The organism is Streptomyces tanashiensis, assembly GCF_014648895.1.
GTDB lineage: Bacteria > Actinomycetota > Actinomycetes > Streptomycetales > Streptomycetaceae > Streptomyces > Streptomyces tanashiensis.
On sequence record NZ_BMRZ01000004.1, the window covers coordinates 326363 to 346579 of the forward strand.

Genomic DNA, 20217 nt, shown 5'->3' on the forward strand with positions numbered 1-20217 from the left:
CATGCAGCCACTGCCGAACATGGACTGGATGCTCACGGAGCTCGTGGGCAGCGTCCCGTACGTGCGCCACGTGGTCGTCCTCTCGTCGGACGGCCTGTGCATCGGTCAGGCGAACACGGCCCCCGACACGGCCGACGCGATCGCCGCCGCCTGCTCCGGCATCCAGAGCCTGGCGCGGGCCATCGCGCAGATGTTCCCGCTGGGGGACGGATCGACGCGGATGGTCGGGATCGAGGCCGACGGCGGCTACTTCTCCCTGATGGCGGCCGGCCCCGGTGCCTATCTCGCGGTCCTCGCCGACCAGGAGGTGGACGCCGGTCTCCTCGGAGACCGCATGCGGACGCTGGTGATCCGGATCGGTCAGCACATGACCAGCCCGCCTCGTGAGGACGTCGGGCAGGCGATGTGACATCGGAGAACCAGGGCCCCTGGAATGAAGGCACACCCGTCCCGCTCTACGTCATTACCGGTGGCCCGGACCTCTCGGCAGGGACCTTCAACCTGGTCACCCTCATCGCGACGAGGTCCGAGCCCGACCCCGCCATGCAGCCCGAGCAGGCGGCCATCCTCACGCTGTGCTCGTACCCGCTCTCGGTGGCCGAGGTCTCGGCCCACCTCAGTCTTCCGTTCAGCGTCGTCACCGCGCTCCTCTCCCAACTCGTCGAGGAGGAGCGGGTCGAGGCCATCGCGCCCGTGCCCGTGGCGGCCTATCCCGAACGCGGCCTACTGGAGGCGGTGATCCATGGATTACGCAAGCTCTGACGTACTCGATGCCGGCCGGCGCGACATCGACCTGCCGCTGCCGCACGGCGCCAGGGGAGTCAAGGTCGTGATCGTCGGCGGCTTCGGGGTCGGCAAGACGACCATGGTCGGCGCGGTGAGCGAGATCCCGCCGCTGACCACCGAGGAGACGATGACGCAGGCCGGCGTCGGGATCGACCACAACCCCGGCGTCCGCGGCAAGAAGAGCACGACCGTCGCGATGGACTTCGGACGGATCAGCATCAACGAGGAGCTGATCCTCTATCTGTTCGGGACCCCCGGCCAGGAGCGCTTCTGGTTCCTGTGGAACGGCATCTTCGAAGGCGCGCTCGGCGCCGTCGTCCTCGTCGACACCCGCAGGATCGAGGTCTCCTTCGAGGTCATCACCCGGCTGGAGGACCGCCGCGTCCCCTTCGTCGTGGCCGTCAACACCTTCCCGGAGGCCCCGCAGTACCCCGTAGCAGATCTGCGCACCGCTCTGGCCCTCAGCGAAACCGTGCCCATCGTCACCTGTGACGCACGGGACCGGGCGTCCTGCCGCGACGCCCTGCTCTCGCTGATGGGTTACCTGTGCACCCTCGCCGCCGCCCAGGAGACCGCATGACCGTCCCACCCACCGAACACGACACCGCACAGCCCGGATCGATCCCGCCCCCGGGCTGCCCCGCCCACATCGCCGACGGACCCGGCGGCGCCACCCGTCTCTACGGCCCCGCCGCGGCGACGGATCCGATGGGGCTGTACGAGAAGCTGCGCGCCGCCCACGGCCCGGTGGCGCCCGTGCTGCTCGACGGCGACGTCCGCGCCTGGCTCGTCCTCGGGTACCTGGAGAACCGCGACGTCGCCAGCCGTCCGACCCAGTTCTCCCGTGACCCCCGCGTCTGGCACGGCTGGCGGAGCGGGGAGATCGACCCCGCCACCTCCCCGCTCGTCCCGATGATCGGCTGGCGCCCCGACTGCGTCTGCGCGGACGGCGAGGAGCACCAGCGGCTGCGCGGCGCGGTCACGGCCGGCCTCAGCCAGTTCGACCACCGTGGCGTCCGCCGCCTCATCACCCGCTTCGCGCACCAGCTGATCGACACCTTCTGCGAGAGCGGTGAGGCGGAGCTGGTGGAGCGGTTCACCGAGCACCTGCCCATGCTCACCCTCACCCATCTGCTCGGGATGTCGGACGAGTCCGCCCCCAAGCTCGTGCACGCCGCCCGTGACCTCTTCAAGGCGACCGAGACCTCCCTCGCCAGCAACGCCTATGTGCTGGAGTGCCTCGAACAGCTCGTCGTCGAGAAGCGCGCCCGCCCCGGCCACGACATCGCCTCCGCGCTGATGGCCCACCCGGCCGGTCTCACCGACGAGGAGGTCCAGCACCACCTGCGGCTCATCCTGCTCGCCGGCTACGAGACGACCGCCAACCTGATGTCCAACGTCATGCGGATGGTCGTCACCGACCCCCGGTTCCGCGGTTCGCTGGCCGGCGGCCAGATGACCCTGCCCGAGGCGGTGGAGCAGGTCCTCTGGGACGAGCCGCCCCTCATGGTGTGCCCGGGCCGCTGGGCCAACGGTGACACCACCCTCGGGGGACAGGAGATCAAGGCGGGCGACATGCTCCTCCTCGGTCTGGCCGCGGGCAACGTCGACCAGGCGATCCGCCCGGATGCCGCGACCCCTGTGCACCACAACCGCGCGCACCTGTCCTTCAGCGCCGGTACGCACGAGTGTCCCGGCCAGGACATCGGCCGCATCATCGCCGACGCGGGCATCGACGTCCTGCTCACCCGGCTGCCGGACATCGCCCTGGCCGTCCCCGAGGAGAGCCTCAGCTGGCGTTCCTCGACCTGGGCCCGGCACCTCACGGCCCTGCCCGTGACCTTCGCCGCCCGCCCGCCCCGGGCCGACGACGTCCCGGCCCCGCTCCCGGCCCCGCCGGCGCAGAGCGACGGGAGGCCCGCGGCGGTTCCGCGGCCGGCGGCCGAGCCCGCGCCGGCCCTGAGGCTCGAGCCCCGTGCCTCGTGGCTGACGCGCGTCAGGCGTTTCCTGCGCAGGCGGTAGGCCCGCGCCGGGGCGGCCCCGCCGCGCTCACTCCGTGAACGATCCGTCGGAGGAGGCGTAGCGGGGCGCCCCGGTGTACCAGGCGTGGAGGCCGGAGAGGAAGCCGCAGGCCCCCCGGAGCCAGGTCTCCAGCTCGTCCCGCTCGTCGCGGTCGAGGCCGGCCCGCCGGACGAGGGGCGGCAGTTCGTCCCGCCGGAGGTGCTCGAAGTCCCGCAGCCGGGCGTTCACCAGGTGCAGGGCGGCGGGTACGGCGTCGTGGAGGGAGATGCCCAGGGACGTCGCGACGACGAGAACCAGATTGTTGACGTCCTTCTCCTCGTGCACCTCCCTCTCGTAGGAGGCGATGTCGTTCGCCAGTCCCATGAAATCCATGAAGGCGTCGAGCAGGGCGCGGACGGTCCGGCTGTGCCGTATCCGCTCGGGTATCCGTGCGCCGGTGGCCAGTTCGACGGAGTAGGGGGCCGTATAGGCGGCGAAGCTCTCCCGCCGGAACGGGGCGTAGTCGATCAGATGGGGAATGCGGCCGCTGCGGCTGTTGGCCAGTTCCTCGACTCCCGCGTCGATGTAGCGCGCCAGGGCCCGGTTGAACTCCACCCGCCAGTGCGCGAGCCGCGGCGGGAAGAGCTGCCGCTGGAGATCGGCGATCCCGCGCTCGACGGCGTTCGTCGGCTCGGGCATGCGGGCGCCGCGCTCGGGCCGCAGGAAGGCGTGCAGCCGGGTGGTGAAGGTCCGTGCCCCGGGGAGATCGCCGGTCTGCTTGAAGGCGGTGGCGAAGTAGTCGTCCCAGGCCAGGGCCCAGACATTGAACCGGTGGTTGAGCCGGAGGCCGGCGAGCGAGGCGTCGGGGAGGGTCCATGCGGTCAGCTGGTCGACGGTCATGGCGTGGAACTTCGAGCGGCTCCAGATGGCGGGCTGGGCCGACGGCCCCGGGTGGCCGTCCAGCATGCCCATCGCGCGCGCCCAGGACTCGCTCTCCTCGTGCAGGTCCGGCAGATGCGGATTCACCCGCAGCGCGTAGGGCATCCACAGCAGGGGGGCTTCGACGGTACGTACTGTCATGGGGACCGGCCTCCTTCTGTCCTCGACCCGCACCGGTGCGCCGCGAGGCAGGCGTTGCCCGTCCTGCGGCTCTCCAAACCTGCCCGCCACGGACGGCCGGAAACCGACAACTCTCCATGCTTGACGATCAGTTCGGGATCACGTGCGTAAAGGAACGATCCTTCTGGGGCCGCTGAGGCGGTCTACAGGGGCTGGTCCGGCCAGTCCAGGAGGCGGGCGCCGATGACGGCCGTCTGGAGGGTGTAGCGCTGGACGGGATCGCCGGGGTCCGCGCCGGTCAGCCGGTGGATGCGGTCGAGGCGGTACGTCATCGCCCGCACGCTGAGGCTGAGGGCGCGGGCCGCCTGGGCGGTGACGCAGCCGGTGTCGAAGTACGCCGTGAGCGTGTCCAGCAGGGGCTTCGCGCCGCCCCGGGCCTCCCGGAGCGGGCCGAGCACCGTGCGCACGAGGTCGGCCATGGCCTGCCGGTCGCGGGCGAGGACGGGGTAGACGAGGAGGTCGGCGGCGCGCAGGACCGGTTCGTCCAGGTTCATGCGGTCCGCGAGGTCCAGGGCGTTGAGGGCCTCCTCGTACGAGTGGACGACGCCGCCCGCGCCGGGGTGCGCGCGGCCGAGGGCGACCCGGCCGCCGTCGGTCGCCGCGTACGCCTGCTTGGAGAAGTGGGTGATCACCTCGGGCTCGTCGGCCGGGGCGACGCAGATCAGCCGTCCGTCCTTGGTGGTGAGCAGGATCCGGCGGTTGCCGAAGCGGGCGACGAGCGAGGATTCGACGGTACGGAAGACCGGGTGGCCGTCGCCGTACGGTTCCGGGCCCTGGGCCACGGCCACGGCGTGGGCGTGGGACAGGAGCAGCCCGAAGCGTTCGGCCCGCTCCGCGAGGCGGCCGAGGTCGCTCCGGCCGTAGAGCAGATCCTCGATGAACTCCCGCCGCGCCGCCTCCTCCTGGCGTATCGCCAGATGCTGGGCCCGCTCGTGGCCCTCGGCGAAGGCGTCCACGGCCTGCTCGACAGCGCTCAGGAGGTGGTCGGCGACCGCCGGCGGCAGGCCGGGGCGCACCCGCTGGGCGGCCGCGAGGTGGGCCCGGACCCCGGCCCGCAGTCCGATTCCGGCCTCCGCCGCCCGCTCCCCGAGCGAGCCCAGGGCTTCGCGTTCCTCCCGGGTGAGCCTGCGCCGGGTGGCGCACACGGCCGCCAGGATCTCGGCGTACCCCTCCAGGTACTCCTCCGCCGGCTCCCTCACCGTCACGGTCCCTCCCCGTTCCCGACACGTCCCCCACACGTTCCCCACGCGCGGTGATCAAGAGTGGCATGCGGGTCGCGGAGGTCTGCCACCGGCATCGAGAAGTCGTCGAAGACTGCCGGACCACGGCAGTGCCCCGAAGGTGATCACGCTTCAGGATGGCCCCACGGGAGGGCACGGGCGCGGACCCGATGCCGGGAGCCGGAAACCACGAGCGGCACCCGCCCCTTCCCGCGACGCCACGACACATGGACACGGGGGGATTCTCATGGACGCCATCACCGGAGGCATCGGCGTGCTGGTCGCCGTCGTCCTCCTCGTCGCCGTCGCCGTGCTCCTCGTCGTCGGCCGGCTGTTCCGCAAGGTGGAGCAGGGCAAGGCACTGATCGTCTCCAAGGCGCGCACGGTGGACGTCACCTTCACAGGGCAGATCGTCCTGCCCGTCCTGCACAAGGCCGAGGTCATGGACATCTCGGTGAAGACCTTCGAGATCTCCCGGATGGGACGGGACGGGCTGATCTGCCGGGACAACATCCGCGCGGACATCCGGATCTCGTTCTTCGTACGGGTCAACAAGACCGTCGAGGACGTCATCAAGGTCGCGCAGGCCATCGGCACCGCCCGGGCCAGCCACACGGACACCCTGGAGGAGCTGTTCCACGCGAAGTTCTCCGAGGCCGTCAAGACCGTCGGCAAGCAGCTCGACTTCACCGACCTCTACACCAAGCGCGAGGAACTGCGGTTCCGGATCATCGAGCTCATCGGCATCGACCTCAACGGCTACCACCTGGAGGACGCCGCCATCGACCACGTCGAGCAGACGCCGCTGAGCCAGCTCGACCCCGGCAACATCCTCGACGCCCAGGGCATCCGCAAGATCACCGAGCTGACGGCCGTGGAGAACATCCGGACCAACGAGTACCGGCAGAACGAGCAGAAGGAGATCACCCGGCAGAACGTCGACGCCCGCGAGGCCATCCTGGAACTGGAGCGGCGTCAGGCCGACGCGGAGATCAGGCAGCGGCGGGAGATCGACACCGCGCGGGCCCGCGAGGAGGCGGAGACCGCGCGCGTCGTGGAGGAGGAGCGGCTGCGGGCGCAGAGCGCCTTCCTCAGGACCGAGGAGCAGCTCGGCGTCCAGCGCGAGAACCAGGCCCGCGAGGTGGCCGTCGCGCAGAAGAACCGCGAGCGGGTCATCGCCGTGGAGAACGAGCGCATCGAGAAGGACCGCCTCCTGGAGGTCATCGCCCGGGACCGGGAGACCGAACTCACCCGCATCGCGGCCGACAAGGAGGTCGAGGCGGAGCGCCGGGAGATCGCCGAGGTGATCCGGGAGCGGGTCGCCGTGGACCGTACGGTCGCCGAGCAGGAGGAGTCCATCAAGCGGCTCCGTGCGGTCGAGGAGGCCGAGCGGACCCGGCAGGCCGTCGTCATCGCCGCCGAGGCCGAGGCGCAGGAGCGGCTGGTCAAGGACATCAAGGCGGCGGAGGCGGCCGAGCAGGCCGCCGTCCACCGGGCGGCGGAGCAGCTCACCCTGGCCGAGGCCCGGAACAGGGCGGCCGACATGGACGCCCGTGCCAAGATCCGCCTCGCCGAGGGCGTCCAGGCCGAGGCCGCCGCCGAGGGCCTCGCCGCGGTGCGCGTGCGGGACATGGAGGCCGACGTCATCGAGAAGGCCGGCCGCGCCGAGGCGGAGGCCACCGAGGCACGGCTGCGCGCGGAGGCGGCCGGAGCCCGCGAGAAGGCGCTGGCCGAAGCGGCGGGCACCCGGGAGAAGGCGCTCGCCGAGGCCACGGCCATCGGCGAGAAGCTCAAGGCCGAGGCCGCGGGCCTGACCGAGAAGGCGGCCGCGATGGCCGCGCTGGACGAGGCCTCGCGCACCCACGAGGAGTACCGGCTGCGCCTGGCGGCCGAGAAGGAGATCCGGCTCGCGGGGCTCGATGTCCAGCGGCAGGTCGCCGAGGCGCAGGCCACCGTCCTCGCGACCGGTCTGGAGCACGCCGACATCAGCATCGTCGGCGGGGAGTCGGTCTTCCTCGACCGCCTGGTGGAGTCGATCGCGCTCGGCAGGTCGGTCGACGGGTTCATGGACCACTCCGCGACCGCGCGGGGGCTGGCCGGCCCGTGGCTGAACGGCTCGGCGTCCTTCACCGAGGACCTGACCCAGGTGCTGGGCTCGCTGTCCACGTCCGACGTGCAGAACCTCAGCGTCTCCGCGCTCCTCGCGAAGGTCATGAAGTCCGGTGTGCTCGACGCGCACGTCCCCGGCCCGGCCGCGGCGGCCCCGGCCGAGACGGCGGCGCTGAACGGTGCGACCAAGGGCTGACCGCCCCGGGGGAGCGGTCGCAGAGGGTCCGGTGCCGGCAAACGGGGGAGTTGGCGGCACCGGACCCGTAGTCACCACGGTACAAGGAACGGGACGAGATGGGTGCCGGAATCGACCAGGACACGTACACGGTGCTGCGCGACCGGCTGACCGCGCAGTCCGCCGAACTCGCCCGGCGCGCCGGCGCCCTCAACGAGGCCCGGATCGCCGCCTTCGGATCCGGCGAGCTCGCCCTCGCCGGCACGCGCCGCATCACCACCGGGCGCGCCTGCGTCCCCCAGGACCTCGTCGCCGTCGGTGACCTGCTGCTCCTCGGCTCCCGGCCGTCCGGCACGGGGACCGAGGAGGTGCCGGTCGCCGACGTCCTCGCCCTCTACGACCGCGACCTGAACGCGCTGCCCGCGCGGACGGTGCCAGGACTGCTCGACGACCCCGACTTCCTCAGGGAGTTCTCCGCGCTGCACCGCTACTACCGGGACGCGCGGCTGCTCCGGCTGCGGAGGGTGGAGAACCGGATCCTCGCCGTCTTCCGCACGGGGGAGCAGGGCGACGACCTCCGGGTCCTCCGCTGGTCCGTCGGACCTTCCGGCGAGACGCGGTTCCTCGACGCCCGGGGCGAGCGCGACCACGTCCTGCCGCCCTCCGACGACGTCGACTGGGTGGAGACGACCCGCGACGACCACGTGCCGGGCCGCCACCCGCACATCTCGCTCGGCGGGCACCTGTTCGTCTCCACCGTCGGCGGGTCGCTGACGCTGAGGACGGACGACGACACCGACACCGCCGGGGGCATCCACAGGGAGCCCGTCGACGAGCCGCTGCAGTCCCTCGCCGACGCCGAGGTGGCGTACGCGGTCGTCGGCGCCCTCGTCCTGGTGCGCGTCCGCCCGTACAAGGAGGAGGTCCGCCGCCACCTCGTCCTCAACACGCTGACCGGTGCCGTCGTCAGGCTCGACGGCATCGGACAGGCGTGTCTGCGGCTGCCCGAGGACGAGGGGATCGTGTTCCCCGGCGGCTACTGCCTCGCCTCCGGCACCGTGAAGACCTTCGGCACCGACACGGCGGGACTGGCCTTCGACCGGGTGGTCCGCTCGCCCGACGGGGAGCACCTCCTCCACGTCTTCCGCGCACCGGCGGAGGGCCGGACCCTGCTCCTCCCGTACGACGTGATCGGCAAGGAGATCACGAACCCGGTCGTCTGCCGCGGGTACGCCCTGCTCGACGACGGGACGATGGCCGTGCTCCGCGACGGGTCCGGCGAGCCCGGCCGGGTCCATCCGGTGCAGATCTGGAGCACACCGTACGTCTCCGACACCCACGTCCGCCCCGCGGGGGACAGCCCCCTGACCCGCGTCGGCAACGCGGATCTCGTCCGGGGGATCGCCGACTGCCTCTCCATCGCACGGCAGGCCACCGAGCCGGCACCGGCCGGAGAGGTGTACGAGGCCCTCGCCGCCGCCTGCGTGCGCGCCGCCGACGCCCACCACTGGCTGGGAGACCCGGAGGCCGGCGACCTGGCGGCACCGCTGACCGCGCTGCGGGCCACCGCCGAGCAGGTCCTCGACGAGCTCCGGACCGTGACGGCGCTCACCCGGCGGGCCGCCGAGGCCCTCGCCGAGTCCGCGCAGGAGATCAGCCGCCTCGTCCGGCGCATCCGGGGCGAGGCACCCGCCACGGCCGGGGAGTGGATCTCCCGCATCGGCGAACTCCGCCGGGCACAGGGACACCTGGTGACCCTGAGGGACCTGCGGTACGCGGACACGGACGGCATCGACACCCTCGCCGCCGACGTCGAGGCCGACATCGTCTCGGCCGCCCGGCGGGCCGTCGCGTTCCTCCGGGGCGAGGACGCCTTCACCGCCCACCACGCCGAGGCGGAACGGCTCGCCGTGGAGGCCGGGGCGCTCGCCACCGTCGCCGCGACGGGCCCGGCCGGCGAACGGCTCGACGCGGCCGTCCACGAACTGCGCACGCTCAGCGAGGTCATCGCCGGCCTCGACATCGGCGACGCGACCGTCCGCGCCTCGATCCTGGCGCGGATCGCCGACGTCCTCGGCGCCCTCAACCGCGCCCGGGCCCTCCTCGCCGCCCGTCGCGCCGAACTCCTCGACGAGGAGGGCCGGGCGGAGTTCGCCGCCGAGCTCGCCCTGCTCGGCCAGGCCGTCACGGGCGCGCTGGCCGCGGCCGACACCCCCGAAGGCTGCGACGAGCAGCTCGGCCGGCTCCTGCTCCAACTGGAGAACCTGGAGTCCCGCTTCGCCGAACACGACGGCTTCCTCGCCGCCGTCGCCGAGCGGCGCACCGAGATCCACGACGCCCTCACCGCACGCAGGCAGACCCTCCAGGACGACCGCGCCCGCCGCGCCGAGCGGCTCGCCGCGTCGGCCGGCCGGGTCCTGGAAGCCGTCGCCCGGCGTACCGCGAGCCTGACCGACCTGGACGAGGTGCACACCTGGTTCGCCTCCGACCCCATGGTGGCCAGGATCCGGCGCACCGCCGCCGAGCTGCGGGAACTCGGCGACCAGGTCAGGGCGGAGGAGCTGGAGAGCCGCCTCGGCGCCGCCCGGCAGGAGGCCGGGCGGGCGCTGCGGGACCGCACCGAGCTGTTCTCCGACGGCGGCGACACGATCCGGCTCGGCCGCCACCGCTTCGCCGTCACCCGGCAGGCCCCCGAGCTCACCCTCGTACCGCACGAGGACACCCTCGCGCTCGCCCTCACCGGAACCGACTACCGCGCACCCGTCACCGACCCGGACTTCACCGCGACCCGCCCCCACTGGGGGCGGACGCTGCCCTCCGAGTCCCCGGAGGTCTACCGGTCCGAACACCTGGCCGCACGCCTCCTGGCCGAGCACGGTACGGACGGACTGGCCGGAGCGGACCTCGGCGCGCTCGCCCGGCGGGCGGCGGAGACCGCCCACGACGAGGGCTACGAGCGCGGCGTCCACGACCACGACGCCGCACTGATCCTGGCATCCGTACTCGCGCTGAGCGAGGGCGCGGGACCGCTCGGTCACCCCGGGGCGGCGCGCGCCGCCGCCCAGATCTTCTGGGCCCACTCCACCACCGCCGAAGCCCGCGAGCAGTGGACCCACCGCGCGGTCGGGCTGACCCGGGCCCGCGAGCTCTTCGGCACCGACGCGGCCCTCGACGGGCTGAGGAAGGAGCTGACCGAGGAGCTCGGCGACCCGGCGGCGGCCGCGTACCTGATCGCCGAACTGGCCTCCGGTCCGCCGGGCTTCGCCGTCTCCGACGAGGCACGCACGCTCCTCGACAAGTTCCGCCGCACCGTCGGCTCCTCCGCCTACGACGACGCCCTCGCCGCCGTCACCGAACCGGCCGCACGCCGTCAGCTCGTCGAGGCCTGGCTCACCTCGTACGCGGCGGTGTCCGGGGAGCGACACGACGCGGGCGTGCTCGCCGAGGCCGTCGCCTTCGAACTGTGCCCCGGGCTCGACCGCTACGAGATCGCCGCCCCGACCACCACGACCGTCACCGGACTCCTGGGCGGCCACCCCAGGGTGCGAGCCCGGTCACTGGAGCTGCGCCTCGACGAGTTCCTGGCCAGGACCACGGAGTTCGCCGCCGCCGACGTGCCCGCCTTCCGCGCCTACCAGCGGCGGCGGACGGAACTCCTCGCGGCCGAGCGCGCCCGGCTCCGCGTGGACGAGTACCGCCCCCGCGTCATGTCCTCGTTCGTCCGCAACCGGCTCGTCGACGAGGTCTACCTCCCGCTCGTCGGCGACAACCTCGCCAAGCAGCTCGGCGCGGCCGGAGCCGCCAAGCGCACCGACTCCCACGGGCTGCTGCTGCTCCTCTCCCCGCCCGGCTACGGCAAGACCACCCTGATCGAGTACGTCGCCGAACGCCTCGGCCTGCTCCTCGTCAAGGTCGACGGCCCCGCCCTCGGCCGGCGGACGACCTCTCTCGAACCCGCCGCGGCGCCCGACGCCACCGCACGCCGGGAGCTGGAGAAGATCGCCTTCGCCCTCGCCGCCGCCAACAACGTGCTGCTGTACGTGGACGACATCCAGCACACCTCGCCGGAGTTCCTGCAGAGGTTCATCCCCCTCTGCGACGCCACGCGGTCCCTGAACGGGCACGACCTGCGCGGCAAGCGCTTCGCCGTCTGCATGGCCGGCAACCCGTACACCGAGTCGGGGCGGGCCTTCCGCGTCCCGGACATGCTCGCCGACCGGGCCGACGTGTGGAACCTCGGAGACGTCCTGACCGGCAAGGAGGAGGCCTTCGCGTTCAGCTTCGTCGAGAACGCCCTCACCTCCCACCCCGTCCTCGCCCCGCTCGCCGGCCGCGACCGCGCCGACCTGGAGCTGCTGACCCGCCTCGCGGCCGGGGACCCGGCGGCGCGCCGCGACCGGCTCACCCACCCCTACGACCCGGCCGGACTCGACCAGGTCCTCGCCGTCCTCCGGCACCTCCTCACCGCCCGCGAGACGGTCCTCGCCGTCAACGAGGCCTACATCGCCTCCGCCGCCACCGCCGACGAGGCCCGGACCGAACCGCCGTTCCGGCTCCAGGGGTCGTACCGGACGATGAACAAGATCACGGCCCGCATCTCGCCCGTCATGGACGACGCCGAACTCGCGGCCCTGCTCGACGACCACTACACCGCCGAGGCCCAGACGCTCACGACCGAGGCCGAGGCCAACCTTCTGGGGCTCGCCGCCCTGCGCGGTACGCTCACGCCGGAACAGGCCGCGCGCCGGACGGAGCTGACCGCCGCCCGATCGCGCGCCCTCTCACCAGGGGGTTCCGAGGGCGACCCCCTGGTCCGGGCGGTCGACGCCCTCGTCCTGCTGGCCGAACGCGTCACGGCCGTCGAGACGGCGATCACCCGCGCGACCGAAGCGCGCCACCCCTCCCCCAACCCCGCCGGAACCGGCGGAGAGAGCGAGAACCAGCATGGCCAAGCCGGTCCACGCGGCGATCGGTGAGAAGCCGATCCGCTGCCAGGTGTGCGACAACGACACCTTCCGCGAGCGGGAGGTGAAGCTGAACAGCACGGGGATGGAGTTCTTCAACATGGCGTGGGCGAACGAGTCGGCGACCGGGCTCATCTGCTGGACGTGCGGCTACGTCCACCTGTTCGTCAACCGGGACATCAGGCTCTACCGGATACGCGAGTGACGCCCGCCTCCGGGGCGCGCGGTGCCCGGAAGGCACCGATCCAGATGCCGGTGACGGCGCTGACGTACCGGGCGCCGCAGCGGTCGGAGGGGACGACGAGCTGCGTGCCCGGAGTGTCCAGCCACTCCTCGTCCATCCGGGTCGCGAGGAGCACGGGGGCGGCACCGAAGTCGGAGTCGATCTCCGCCCAGGACAGCAGCGCGTGATGCCCGTCGCCGCCGCTGACCGCGAGCAGGAACCGGGACCGCTCCTTGCGCCGCGCCGGGTCGAAGCCCGGCCGCGCCGCCGCCACGACATCCCGCAGGAGCGGGCCCTCGAAGGTGTGCTCCTGCGGACCGTCCGTCGCACAGTCGAAGACGACCTCGGTCCGGCGCTGGATCCAGTCCCTGCGCAGGTCCGCGACGGTGAGCGTGGCCGGGAGGGCCACGTCTCCCCAGATGGCGAAGGCTCCGGTGCGGCGACTCATCGTCAATCTCCCTCGGGCGAGCGGTCCGGCGACTGCGCCCAGTGATACCCGACCACGCGGGGCGGGAACCGTGATTGCCCATCACATCGGCCTTTTCTCCGTGCAATTGTGAGCTTGCTACGAGACACCCGGACGCATCCGCCAGGTTCATTCACCAAGGCCCCGCGCCCGGCGGTCGAGCGCCCTCCACACCCGGTCCCGGGTGACGGGCAGTTCGGTGAAGCGGATGCCCGTCGCGTCGCGCAGGGCGTTGGTGAACGCGGGGGCGACCGGGTTGAACGGGCTCTCGCTCATGGACTTGGCGCCGAGCGGCCCGATGGCGTCGGACGTCTCGGTGAAGTGGACCTCCGTGCGGGGCACGTCGGCGTACTGCGGGAGCCGGTAGCGGCGGAACGCGGCCGTGGTGACCTCGCCCCGCTCGTCGATCCGCACGTTCTCGAAGAGGGTGGCGCCGAGCGCCTGGGCGACCCCGCCCTCCACCTGGCCGCGGCACTGCATCGGGTTCATGACCTTGCCGGCGTCCGCGGCGTGCACGCTCCGCAGGATCCGGATCTCCCCGGTGTCCGGGTCGACGGCGAGCCGGAACCACTGGGCGTTGAAGGCCACCGATCGCGGCGAGCCGCCCCAGTGCCCGTCCGCCGCAAGCTCCTCCGCCGCGCCGAGCGCGTGCCCCGCCTCGTACAGCTCCTTGAGCGTCACCGTACGGCCGGCGCAGTCGACGGCCTCGGCGCCGAGCACGCACAGGTGCCGGGCGACGCCGGAGTGCCGGGCGGCGAGCGTGCGCAGGCGCTCCGCGAGCGACTGCGCGGCGAGGAGGACGGCCTTGCCGGCGACGACGGTTCCGGCCGAGCCGAAGGCCCCGGTGTCATGGCGCACCACGTCGGTGTCGGACTGCCGGACCGTGAGGCGGTCCGCGGTGGTGTTCAGGACGCCCGCGGTGATCTGCTGGTGGACGGTGGTGGTGCCGTTGCCGAACTCTGCGGTGCCGACGGCGATGTCGTACGTGCCGTCGGAGAGGAGGGAGACCCGCGCGTCGGCGTAGTGGCCGCCGGGCGGCCCGGTGGCGATCATCGCCATCGCGGTGCCCTGGCCGACGAGCCAGCCCTCCGGGACCTCCTCTGCGCTGCGGTCCTCGGCGAGCGCCCGGCGCACCACGGAGAGGCACTGGTCGAGCCCGTAGGAGGCGATGTGGAGGTCCTCCTCCTCGCCGATCGGGCTGTGCATGGCCTCGCCCGGCCCGATGATGTTCTTCTCGCGGAAGGCCAGCGGGTCCATCCCGAGGCGGCGGGCCAGTTCGTCCATGACGGACTCGACGGCGAAGGTCACCTGCCCCAGGCCATAGCCGCGGAAGGCGCCGGCCGGGACCGCGTTCGTGTAGACGGACCAGGCGTCGACCTTCTTGTGCGGGGCGCGGTAGACGGCGAAGGACTCGCCGACGCTGTGGAACATCACGGCCGGCCCGTGGTTGCCGTACGCGCCGGTGTTGGAGACGACCCGCATCCGCACGGCTGTCAGGGTCCCGTCGGCACGGGCCCCGACCTTGACGCCGATCGTGAAGGGGTGCCGGGTGGTGGCCCCGTAGAACTGCTCGGCGCGGGTGTACTCCAGCTTCACCGGCCGCCGCAGCTTCAGCGCCGCGAGCGTCACGACGTCCTCGGTGAGCATCTCCTGCTTGCCGCCGAAGCCGCCGCCCACCCGGCCCGCGACCACCCGCACCTCGTCCTCCGGCAGACCGTACAGCGCGCACAGGGCGCGCCGGGTCAGGAACGGGGTCTGCGTGGAGGAGCGGACGGTCAGCCGCTCGCCCGGCCCGTCCTCCTTGGGCTCGAAGTACGCGACGCAGCCGTGCGTCTCCAGGCTGGCGTGCTGCACGCGCTGGGTGCGGAAGGTCTCCTCGTACACGACGTCCGCCTCGGCGAAGCCCCGCTCGACGTCGCCGATCTCGCCGTGCACCTCGCCGGCCACGTTGTTCTCCGCGCGGGCGATCCGTGCCTCGGGACCCTTGTCGCCGTGCAGCCGCGGCGCTCCCGGACGCATCGCGGCCTCCGGGTCGGTGACGTGCGGGAGTCGCTCGTACGTCACCTCGATCCGGCGGCACCCCTCCTCGGCGGCCTGCTCGCTGTCGGCGACGACGGCGGCGACCCGCTGCCCGACGTACCGGACGACGTCGTCCAGGACACGGGTGTCGTCCGGGTCCTCCGTGGGGTGCTCGTGGCGGGCGCTGGAGTACAGGGTCGCGGGCGCGTCCTCGTGGGTGAGGACGGCGTGGACCCCGGGTACACGGAGGGCGGCGGCGGTGTCGATCGCGACGATCCGGGCGTGCGGGTGCGGGGAGCGCAGCAGCTTCATGTGCAGCAGGCCCGGGACCTCGATGTCGAAGGTGTAGCGGGCCCGCCCCGTGACGACCTCGGGCCCGGCCGGCGCGCCCAGGTTCCGCCCGACCGCCTCTCCCGCGCAGGGGCGTTCGGTGTGCTTCACACCGCGCACGGCGTCCTCCACGGCCCGATAGCCGGTGCAGCGGCAGATGTTGCCCTTGAACGCGCGGGGCAGGTCGTCGAGCTTCCCGTCGTCGTGGGCGCAGCCCCGCTCGGCTTCGAGGGCGGCGGTCGTCATGAGGAATCCGGCCGTGCAGAAGCCGCACTGGTAGCCCTGGGCGTCCAGGAACCTCTGCTGCACCGGGTGGAGTTCGCCGTCCGGAGAGCCGAGCCCCTCGACGGTCGTGACGGCCCGCCCCTCGGCCCGCACCGCCGGGTACAGGCAGCTGTGGACCGGCTCCCCGTCGACATGGACGGTGCAGGCGCCGCAGTCCCCGGCGTCACAGCCCTTCTTCACGCCGAACCAGCCGCGCTCGCGCAGATAGGTGCGCAGACACTGGCCGGCGCGCGGCTCCTCGGCGAAGGGGCGGTCGTTGACACGGATGTGGAAGCTCATCGGGCGTCCTCCTCGACGGTACGGATCAGTTCGCGGCGGACTTCCTCGGCGAGTCGGAACCCCATGTGCCGCCGCCACTCGGGCAGTCCGTGGATGTCGTCGAACCAGTCGTCGTCCCGGACCGTGCCGGCGATCGCCGCCCGGAGCCCCTCGCGCGTGGGCGGCAGCGGGAACCAGAACCGGAAGGGCCGTACCGTCGCCGCGCTGATCGTCACCGCCATCGAGCCGTCGACCGGATCGAGCGTCCCGATCACCAGGGCGCCGGAGCGGCCGAGCCCGTACAGCGAGGCCTGCCGGAAGGCGGTGCGGCAGCCCAGGGCGCGCGCCGGCAGGGTGACCGAGCGCAGCAGTTCGCCCTCGGCGAGGTCCTTGCGTCCGGCACCCGTGACGAAGTCGACCACCTTCACGCGGCGCGACGAGCCGTCCTGCGCCCGGAGCAGACACGTGCCGTCGAGGGCGGCGGTGAGCGAGATGAGCGGCCCGGCGGGTAGCCCGTTGCACAGGTTCCCGCCGACGGTCGCCATGTTCCAGATCTTGAAGGAGGCGAGGAAGGCCCGGCAGCACTGCTCGAACAACGGCGCCGCCGGAGCGTCAAGGGTCCGGCCGTGCCGTGACAGCCGGGCGACCGTGCAGGTCGCGGCGATCTCCAGGGAGCCGTCGGCGTGGCGCGTGAGCGGCTCCCAGCCCATCCGGCTCAGATCGATCAGCCGGCGCAGGTGCGGCTGCGGTTCGGAGAACAGGTACGTGCCCCCGCCGAGCCACGCGTCGCCGGGACGCCACGGCTCGTGCAGCCGCCCGTCCCGAACGTCCGTCACCGTGTTCAGGTCCATGTCTCCCCACGCCTTCCGGTCACCGCGTTTCCGCCAGTGAAGCCCGGGGGAGGGAGGGGAGACGACTGGTGCGGACGCCGGAAATCACTCGCCCCGCAGGTCGGGGGACTGGAGGATCGACCAGGAGGCTCTTCCGGGGGTGCCCATGGCATCTACGAGGTGTCGACTCGTACGCACCTGTCGGATGTGAGAGGGGGCGGCCTCTACGGCGTCTGGCCCTCTCGGGGCCGCTCCGGTCGAGCGCACCGGCCGTGCCCGGATGCCGCTCCGGCCGAGCGCGCCGGCCGTGCCCGGATGCCGCTCCCGTCGTCAACCTGGCCCCTCCGAAGGCCTTCACCCGGTACGTCGACACCGGACCGGCAGATTTCGGACATCCGGTCGGGGTGTGAGGCCCTGTACGGCTCGGACGGGAGGCGATCACCGGGTCGCCCGGGGACGGACGGCCCCACCGGCTCTCGGCTACGGTCTGCGATGGAATCGCTCGACTGTCACTCTGTGTGAGGATCACCATGTCCGTACCGAGCGCCGCCGCCTCCCCCTTCACCATCCTGCTTCTCGACGGGTTCGCCGTGCGCCGCGCCGGCTGCGCCGTCGCCGTGCCGCCGAGCGGGCAGCGGCTCGTCGCCTACCTCGCGCTGCGGGTCGGCGCCGGCCGGTCGGTGGCCGCGGCCGCGCTGTGGCCCGAGACGCCCGAGGAGAAGTCGCAGGCCCGCCTGCGGACCGCCGTGTGGCGGGTGAACCGCGTGGCGCCCGGCCTGGTGGTCACCCGCGGGACGCACGTCTCCCTCGCGCCGGACACGGTCGTGGACAACCGGGAGTTCACCACCCGCGTCCGACGGATACTGCGGCCCGCCGGCGACACCCACCCCTCGCAGGTGGACGGCGACGGCTACGCCTGGCTGCTCCGGGGCGGAGAGCTGCTGCCGGGGTGGTACGACGAGTGGGTGCTGCTCGAGCAGGAGCACACCCGCCAGCTCCGGCTGCACGCGCTGGAGGCGGCGGCCCGGCTCATGGCCGCGCACGGCAGCCACGCGGGAGCCCTGGAGCTCGCCTTCGAGGCCGTCCGCCTGGAACCGCTGCGCGAGAGCGCCAGCAGGGCGGTGATCACCGTGCACCTCTCCGAGGGGAACGCCGTCGACGCGGTGCGCCACTACGAGTGGTTCCGCAGACTCCTCGACGCCGAGCTGGGGTTGAGGCCCTCCGCCCAACTGACGGCGCTGGCCCGGGGACAGGTCGTCCCGCCGCGCGGCCGGCCGGTGATGGAGCGGTGACGCCGTGGTGACACGCACGGGATAAGCCATACCCGACAGACGACCTGGCGGAGGGAAGCAGATGGCGCCGCAATTGTCCTACCCCGGCGTGTACGTGGAAGAGCTGCCCAGCGGTGTGCGCACGATCACCGGAGTCCCCACCTCGATCACGGCCTTCATCGGCCGGGCCCTGCGTGGTCCGGTCGACAGGCCCGTGACGCTGACCTCCTTCGCCGACTTCGAGCGCGCCTTCGGCAGCCTCTGGTCGGAGAGCCATCTGGGGTACTCCGTGCGGGACTTCTTCCAGCAGGGCGGCGGTGTGGCCATCGTCGTACGGGTCCACGCGAGCGCCGGCGCCGGCGACACCGCCACCCTGGTCCTCGGCTCGGGCAACAAGCGCCTGACGCTCAAGGCGGCCTCGCCCGGCGCCTGGGGCGCGAAGCTCAAGGCGATCGTGGACGACAAGATCCGGCTGAACGACGACGGCACGAGCGACCCGACGCTGTTCAACCTGACCGTCATCGACACGGCCACCGAGGCGAAGGAAGTCTTCCGCAACGTGTCCTTCGCGCCCGGTTCCGCCCGCCGGGCGGACATCGTGCTGGCCGCCGAATCGCAGTTCGTCAGGGTGGAGTCGCTCCCGAGCACGGCGCAGGGTGCTCCCTCGGTGGAGGCCAACGCCACCGGAGGAGGCGACGGCGGGGCGATCGCCGCCGCGAACATCTCCACGGGCGCGGACTTCCGGCGTGACAAGAAGGGCCTCTACGCCCTGGAGCACGCCGACCTGTTCAATCTGCTCGTCATCCCGCCCTACTCGGGCACCGGCGATCTGGGCGACCGTGACGTCGAAGCCCAGGTCATCACCGACGCCTGCGCCTACGCCAGGGACCGGCGAGCCGTCGTGGTGCTCGATCCGCCCCAGTCCTGGTCGACCGTGAGCGCCGCCGGCACCGGCGCGTCCACGTTCACCAGCAGCAAGAACGCCGCCGTCTACTTCCCCCGGGTCAGGCAGCCGGATCCGCTCCGTGAAGGCCAGGTGATGCCCTTCGCGCCGTCGGGCGCCATCGCCGGCGTGATCGCCAGGACCGACGCCGAGCGCGGCGTCTGGAAGGCACCGGCCGGGCTCGACGCGACCCTGCCCGCCGTCACCGAACTGGCCGTGCCGCTGACCGACGGCGAGATCGGTCTGCTCAATCCGCTCGCCGTGAACTGCCTCCGCCTGGCGCCCGGTTCGGGGCACGTGACCTGGGGTGCCCGCACCCGCAACGGCTCGGACCGGAACGCCTCGGAGTGGAAGTACCTGCCGGTGCGCCGCACCGCCCTCTTCATCGAGGAGAGCCTGTTCCGCGGCATCCAGTGGGCGGTCTTCGAACCGAACGACGAGCCCCTGTGGGCCCAGCTCCGCCTGAACATCGGAGCCTTCCTCAACAACCTCTTCCGGCAGGGCGCCTTCCAGGGCAAGAGCCCGCGCGAGGCGTACTTCGTCAAGTGCGACGCGACGACCACCACCCAGAACGACATCAACCTCGGCGTCGTCAACATCCTCGTCGGCTTCGCCCCCCTCAAGCCCGCCGAGTTCGTCGTCCTCCGGCTGCAGCAGATCGCCGGCCAGATTTCCGCCTAGGAGCCGACCCCATGGCACAGTTCAGCGTCAACGCCCAGCGCTTCGATCCCTACAAGAACTTCAAGTTCCGGGTGAAATGGGACGGCCGCTTCGTCGCCGGCGTGAGCAAGGTGAGCGCCCTCAAGCGCACCACCGAGGTCGTCGAGCACCGCGACGGCGCCGACCCCTCCACCGCGCGCAAGTCACCGGGCCGCACCAAGTACGAGGCGATCACCCTCACCCGGGGCGTCACCCACGACGTCGAGTTCGAGCGCTGGGCCAACAAGGTCTGGAACTTCGGCTCCGGGCTCGGCGCGGAGGTCTCCCTCAAGGACTTCCGCAAGGACCTGATCATCGAGCTGTACAACGAGGCGGGCCAACTGGTCCTCGCCTACAAGGTCTTCCGCGCCTGGGTCTCCGAGTTCCAGTCCCTCCCCGAACTCGACTCCAACGCCAACGCCGTGGCCATCCAGACCCTCAAGCTCGAACACGAGGGCTGGGAGCGCGACGTGGACGTGGCCGAGCCGCAAGAGCCTTCGTTCGTCGAGCCGTAGGAGG

General features: G+C 72.4%; 15 protein-coding genes. 10 read left to right on the forward strand and 5 right to left on the reverse strand.

The annotated features are described in order from the left end of the window. The first annotated feature begins 1 nt into the window (after position 1). Genes IE237_RS17190 through IE237_RS17205 form a run of 4 tightly spaced genes read left to right on the forward strand, consistent with a single transcriptional unit; the run spans position 2 to position 2808 of the window. Complete coding sequence (locus IE237_RS17190) at positions 2 to 409, forward strand: roadblock/LC7 domain-containing protein (protein WP_229842725.1); 408 nt, start codon at positions 2 to 4, stop codon at positions 407 to 409. Beyond that, a complete protein-coding gene (locus tag IE237_RS17195) occupies positions 406 to 762 on the forward strand; it encodes a DUF742 domain-containing protein (RefSeq protein ID WP_189802836.1) in 357 nt (118 codons plus the stop codon). The genes IE237_RS17190 and IE237_RS17195 overlap by 4 nt, the downstream gene beginning before the upstream one ends. Then, positions 743 to 1366 (forward strand): GTP-binding protein, encoded by a 624-nt coding sequence (locus IE237_RS17200; RefSeq protein WP_189802837.1) that lies wholly within the window; start codon positions 743 to 745, stop codon positions 1364 to 1366. Before IE237_RS17195 ends, IE237_RS17200 begins: the two co-directional genes overlap by 20 nt. After that, positions 1363 to 2808 carry a cytochrome P450 gene (locus IE237_RS17205; protein WP_189802838.1) on the forward strand — a complete coding sequence of 482 codons (1446 nt, stop codon included), beginning with the start codon at positions 1363 to 1365 and terminating at the stop codon, positions 2806 to 2808. The genes IE237_RS17200 and IE237_RS17205 overlap by 4 nt, the downstream gene beginning before the upstream one ends. Positions 2809 to 2835: 27 nt before the next feature. Here IE237_RS17205 and IE237_RS17210 read toward each other — a convergent pair whose 3' ends face one another. After that, the gene (locus IE237_RS17210; RefSeq protein ID WP_189802839.1) at positions 2836 to 3867 is read right to left on the reverse strand and encodes a terpene synthase family protein; all 1032 of its coding nucleotides are present in this window, start codon (positions 3865 to 3867) and stop codon (positions 2836 to 2838) included. Between the two features lie 182 nt (positions 3868 to 4049). Next, positions 4050 to 5111, reverse strand: a complete 1062-nt coding sequence (locus IE237_RS17215; protein WP_189802840.1) for a PucR family transcriptional regulator — start codon at positions 5109 to 5111, stop codon at positions 4050 to 4052. Positions 5112 to 5373: 262 nt separating this feature from the next. On the opposite strand from IE237_RS17215, the gene IE237_RS17220 reads away from it, so the two are divergent. The 3 genes from IE237_RS17220 (at position 5374) to IE237_RS17230 (ending at position 12579) form a co-directional block, all read left to right on the forward strand. After that, entirely contained in the window at positions 5374 to 7431 is a 2058-nt protein-coding gene (locus IE237_RS17220; RefSeq protein ID WP_189802841.1) for a flotillin family protein, read from the forward strand. Positions 7432 to 7529: 98 nt separating this feature from the next. Further along, positions 7530 to 12386 carry a DNA repair ATPase gene (locus tag IE237_RS17225; protein WP_189802842.1) on the forward strand — a complete coding sequence of 1619 codons (4857 nt, stop codon included), beginning with the start codon at positions 7530 to 7532 and terminating at the stop codon, positions 12384 to 12386. Continuing rightward, positions 12355 to 12579: a hypothetical protein gene (locus IE237_RS17230; protein ID WP_189802843.1), complete on the forward strand. Its 225-nt coding sequence runs from the start codon at positions 12355 to 12357 to the stop codon at positions 12577 to 12579. The genes IE237_RS17225 and IE237_RS17230 overlap by 32 nt, the downstream gene beginning before the upstream one ends. Here IE237_RS17230 and IE237_RS17235 read toward each other — a convergent pair. The 3 genes from IE237_RS17235 to IE237_RS17245 all read right to left on the reverse strand — a co-directional run bounded on the left by IE237_RS17235 (position 12554) and on the right by IE237_RS17245 (position 16806). Beyond that, on the reverse strand, positions 12554 to 13045 hold the full coding sequence (locus IE237_RS17235) for a molybdopterin-binding protein (protein WP_189802844.1): 492 nt from the start codon (positions 13043 to 13045) through the stop codon (positions 12554 to 12556). The genes IE237_RS17230 and IE237_RS17235 overlap by 26 nt on opposite strands. Positions 13046 to 13192: 147 nt before the next feature. Next, positions 13193 to 15976: a molybdopterin-dependent oxidoreductase gene (locus tag IE237_RS17240; RefSeq protein ID WP_189802845.1), complete on the reverse strand. Its 2784-nt coding sequence runs from the start codon at positions 15974 to 15976 to the stop codon at positions 13193 to 13195. Continuing rightward, positions 15973 to 16806 carry an FAD binding domain-containing protein gene (locus IE237_RS17245; RefSeq protein WP_189802846.1) on the reverse strand — a complete coding sequence of 278 codons (834 nt, stop codon included), beginning with the start codon at positions 16804 to 16806 and terminating at the stop codon, positions 15973 to 15975. Before IE237_RS17245 ends, IE237_RS17240 begins: the two co-directional genes overlap by 4 nt. Positions 16807 to 17315: 509 nt before the next feature. Between IE237_RS17245 and IE237_RS17250 the strand changes: the two genes are divergently transcribed. The 3 genes from IE237_RS17250 to IE237_RS17260 all read left to right on the forward strand — a co-directional run bounded on the left by IE237_RS17250 (position 17316) and on the right by IE237_RS17260 (position 20213). Next, complete coding sequence (locus tag IE237_RS17250) at positions 17316 to 18077, forward strand: AfsR/SARP family transcriptional regulator (protein WP_189802847.1); 762 nt, start codon at positions 17316 to 17318, stop codon at positions 18075 to 18077. A gap of 61 nt (positions 18078 to 18138) precedes the next feature. Continuing rightward, positions 18139 to 19680: a phage tail sheath family protein gene (locus IE237_RS17255; RefSeq protein WP_189802848.1), complete on the forward strand. Its 1542-nt coding sequence runs from the start codon at positions 18139 to 18141 to the stop codon at positions 19678 to 19680. 11 nt (positions 19681 to 19691) lie between these two features. Continuing rightward, positions 19692 to 20213, forward strand: a complete 522-nt coding sequence (locus IE237_RS17260; protein ID WP_189802849.1) for a phage tail protein — start codon at positions 19692 to 19694, stop codon at positions 20211 to 20213. Positions 20214 to 20217 lie beyond the last annotated feature (4 nt).

What these genes read in the sequence shown, in the direction of transcription:
- IE237_RS17190 (WP_229842725.1), top strand. Translation starts at nt 2, where the DNA reads ATGCAGCCACTGCCGAACATGGACTGGATGCTCACGGAGCTCGTGGGC.
- IE237_RS17200 (WP_189802837.1), top strand. Translation starts at nt 743, where the DNA reads ATGGATTACGCAAGCTCTGACGTACTCGATGCCGGCCGGCGCGACATC.
- IE237_RS17205 (WP_189802838.1), top strand. Translation starts at nt 1,363, where the DNA reads ATGACCGTCCCACCCACCGAACACGACACCGCACAGCCCGGATCGATC.
- IE237_RS17210 (WP_189802839.1), bottom strand. Translation starts at nt 3,867, where the DNA reads ATGACAGTACGTACCGTCGAAGCCCCCCTGCTGTGGATGCCCTACGCG.
- IE237_RS17220 (WP_189802841.1), top strand. Translation starts at nt 5,374, where the DNA reads ATGGACGCCATCACCGGAGGCATCGGCGTGCTGGTCGCCGTCGTCCTC.
- IE237_RS17225 (WP_189802842.1), top strand. Translation starts at nt 7,530, where the DNA reads ATGGGTGCCGGAATCGACCAGGACACGTACACGGTGCTGCGCGACCGG.
- IE237_RS17230 (WP_189802843.1), top strand. Translation starts at nt 12,355, where the DNA reads ATGGCCAAGCCGGTCCACGCGGCGATCGGTGAGAAGCCGATCCGCTGC.
- IE237_RS17235 (WP_189802844.1), bottom strand. Translation starts at nt 13,045, where the DNA reads ATGAGTCGCCGCACCGGAGCCTTCGCCATCTGGGGAGACGTGGCCCTC.
- IE237_RS17240 (WP_189802845.1), bottom strand. Translation starts at nt 15,976, where the DNA reads ATGAGCTTCCACATCCGTGTCAACGACCGCCCCTTCGCCGAGGAGCCG.
- IE237_RS17245 (WP_189802846.1), bottom strand. Translation starts at nt 16,806, where the DNA reads ATGGACCTGAACACGGTGACGGACGTTCGGGACGGGCGGCTGCACGAG.
- IE237_RS17250 (WP_189802847.1), top strand. Translation starts at nt 17,316, where the DNA reads ATGTCCGTACCGAGCGCCGCCGCCTCCCCCTTCACCATCCTGCTTCTC.
- IE237_RS17255 (WP_189802848.1), top strand. Translation starts at nt 18,139, where the DNA reads ATGGCGCCGCAATTGTCCTACCCCGGCGTGTACGTGGAAGAGCTGCCC.
- IE237_RS17260 (WP_189802849.1), top strand. Translation starts at nt 19,692, where the DNA reads ATGGCACAGTTCAGCGTCAACGCCCAGCGCTTCGATCCCTACAAGAAC.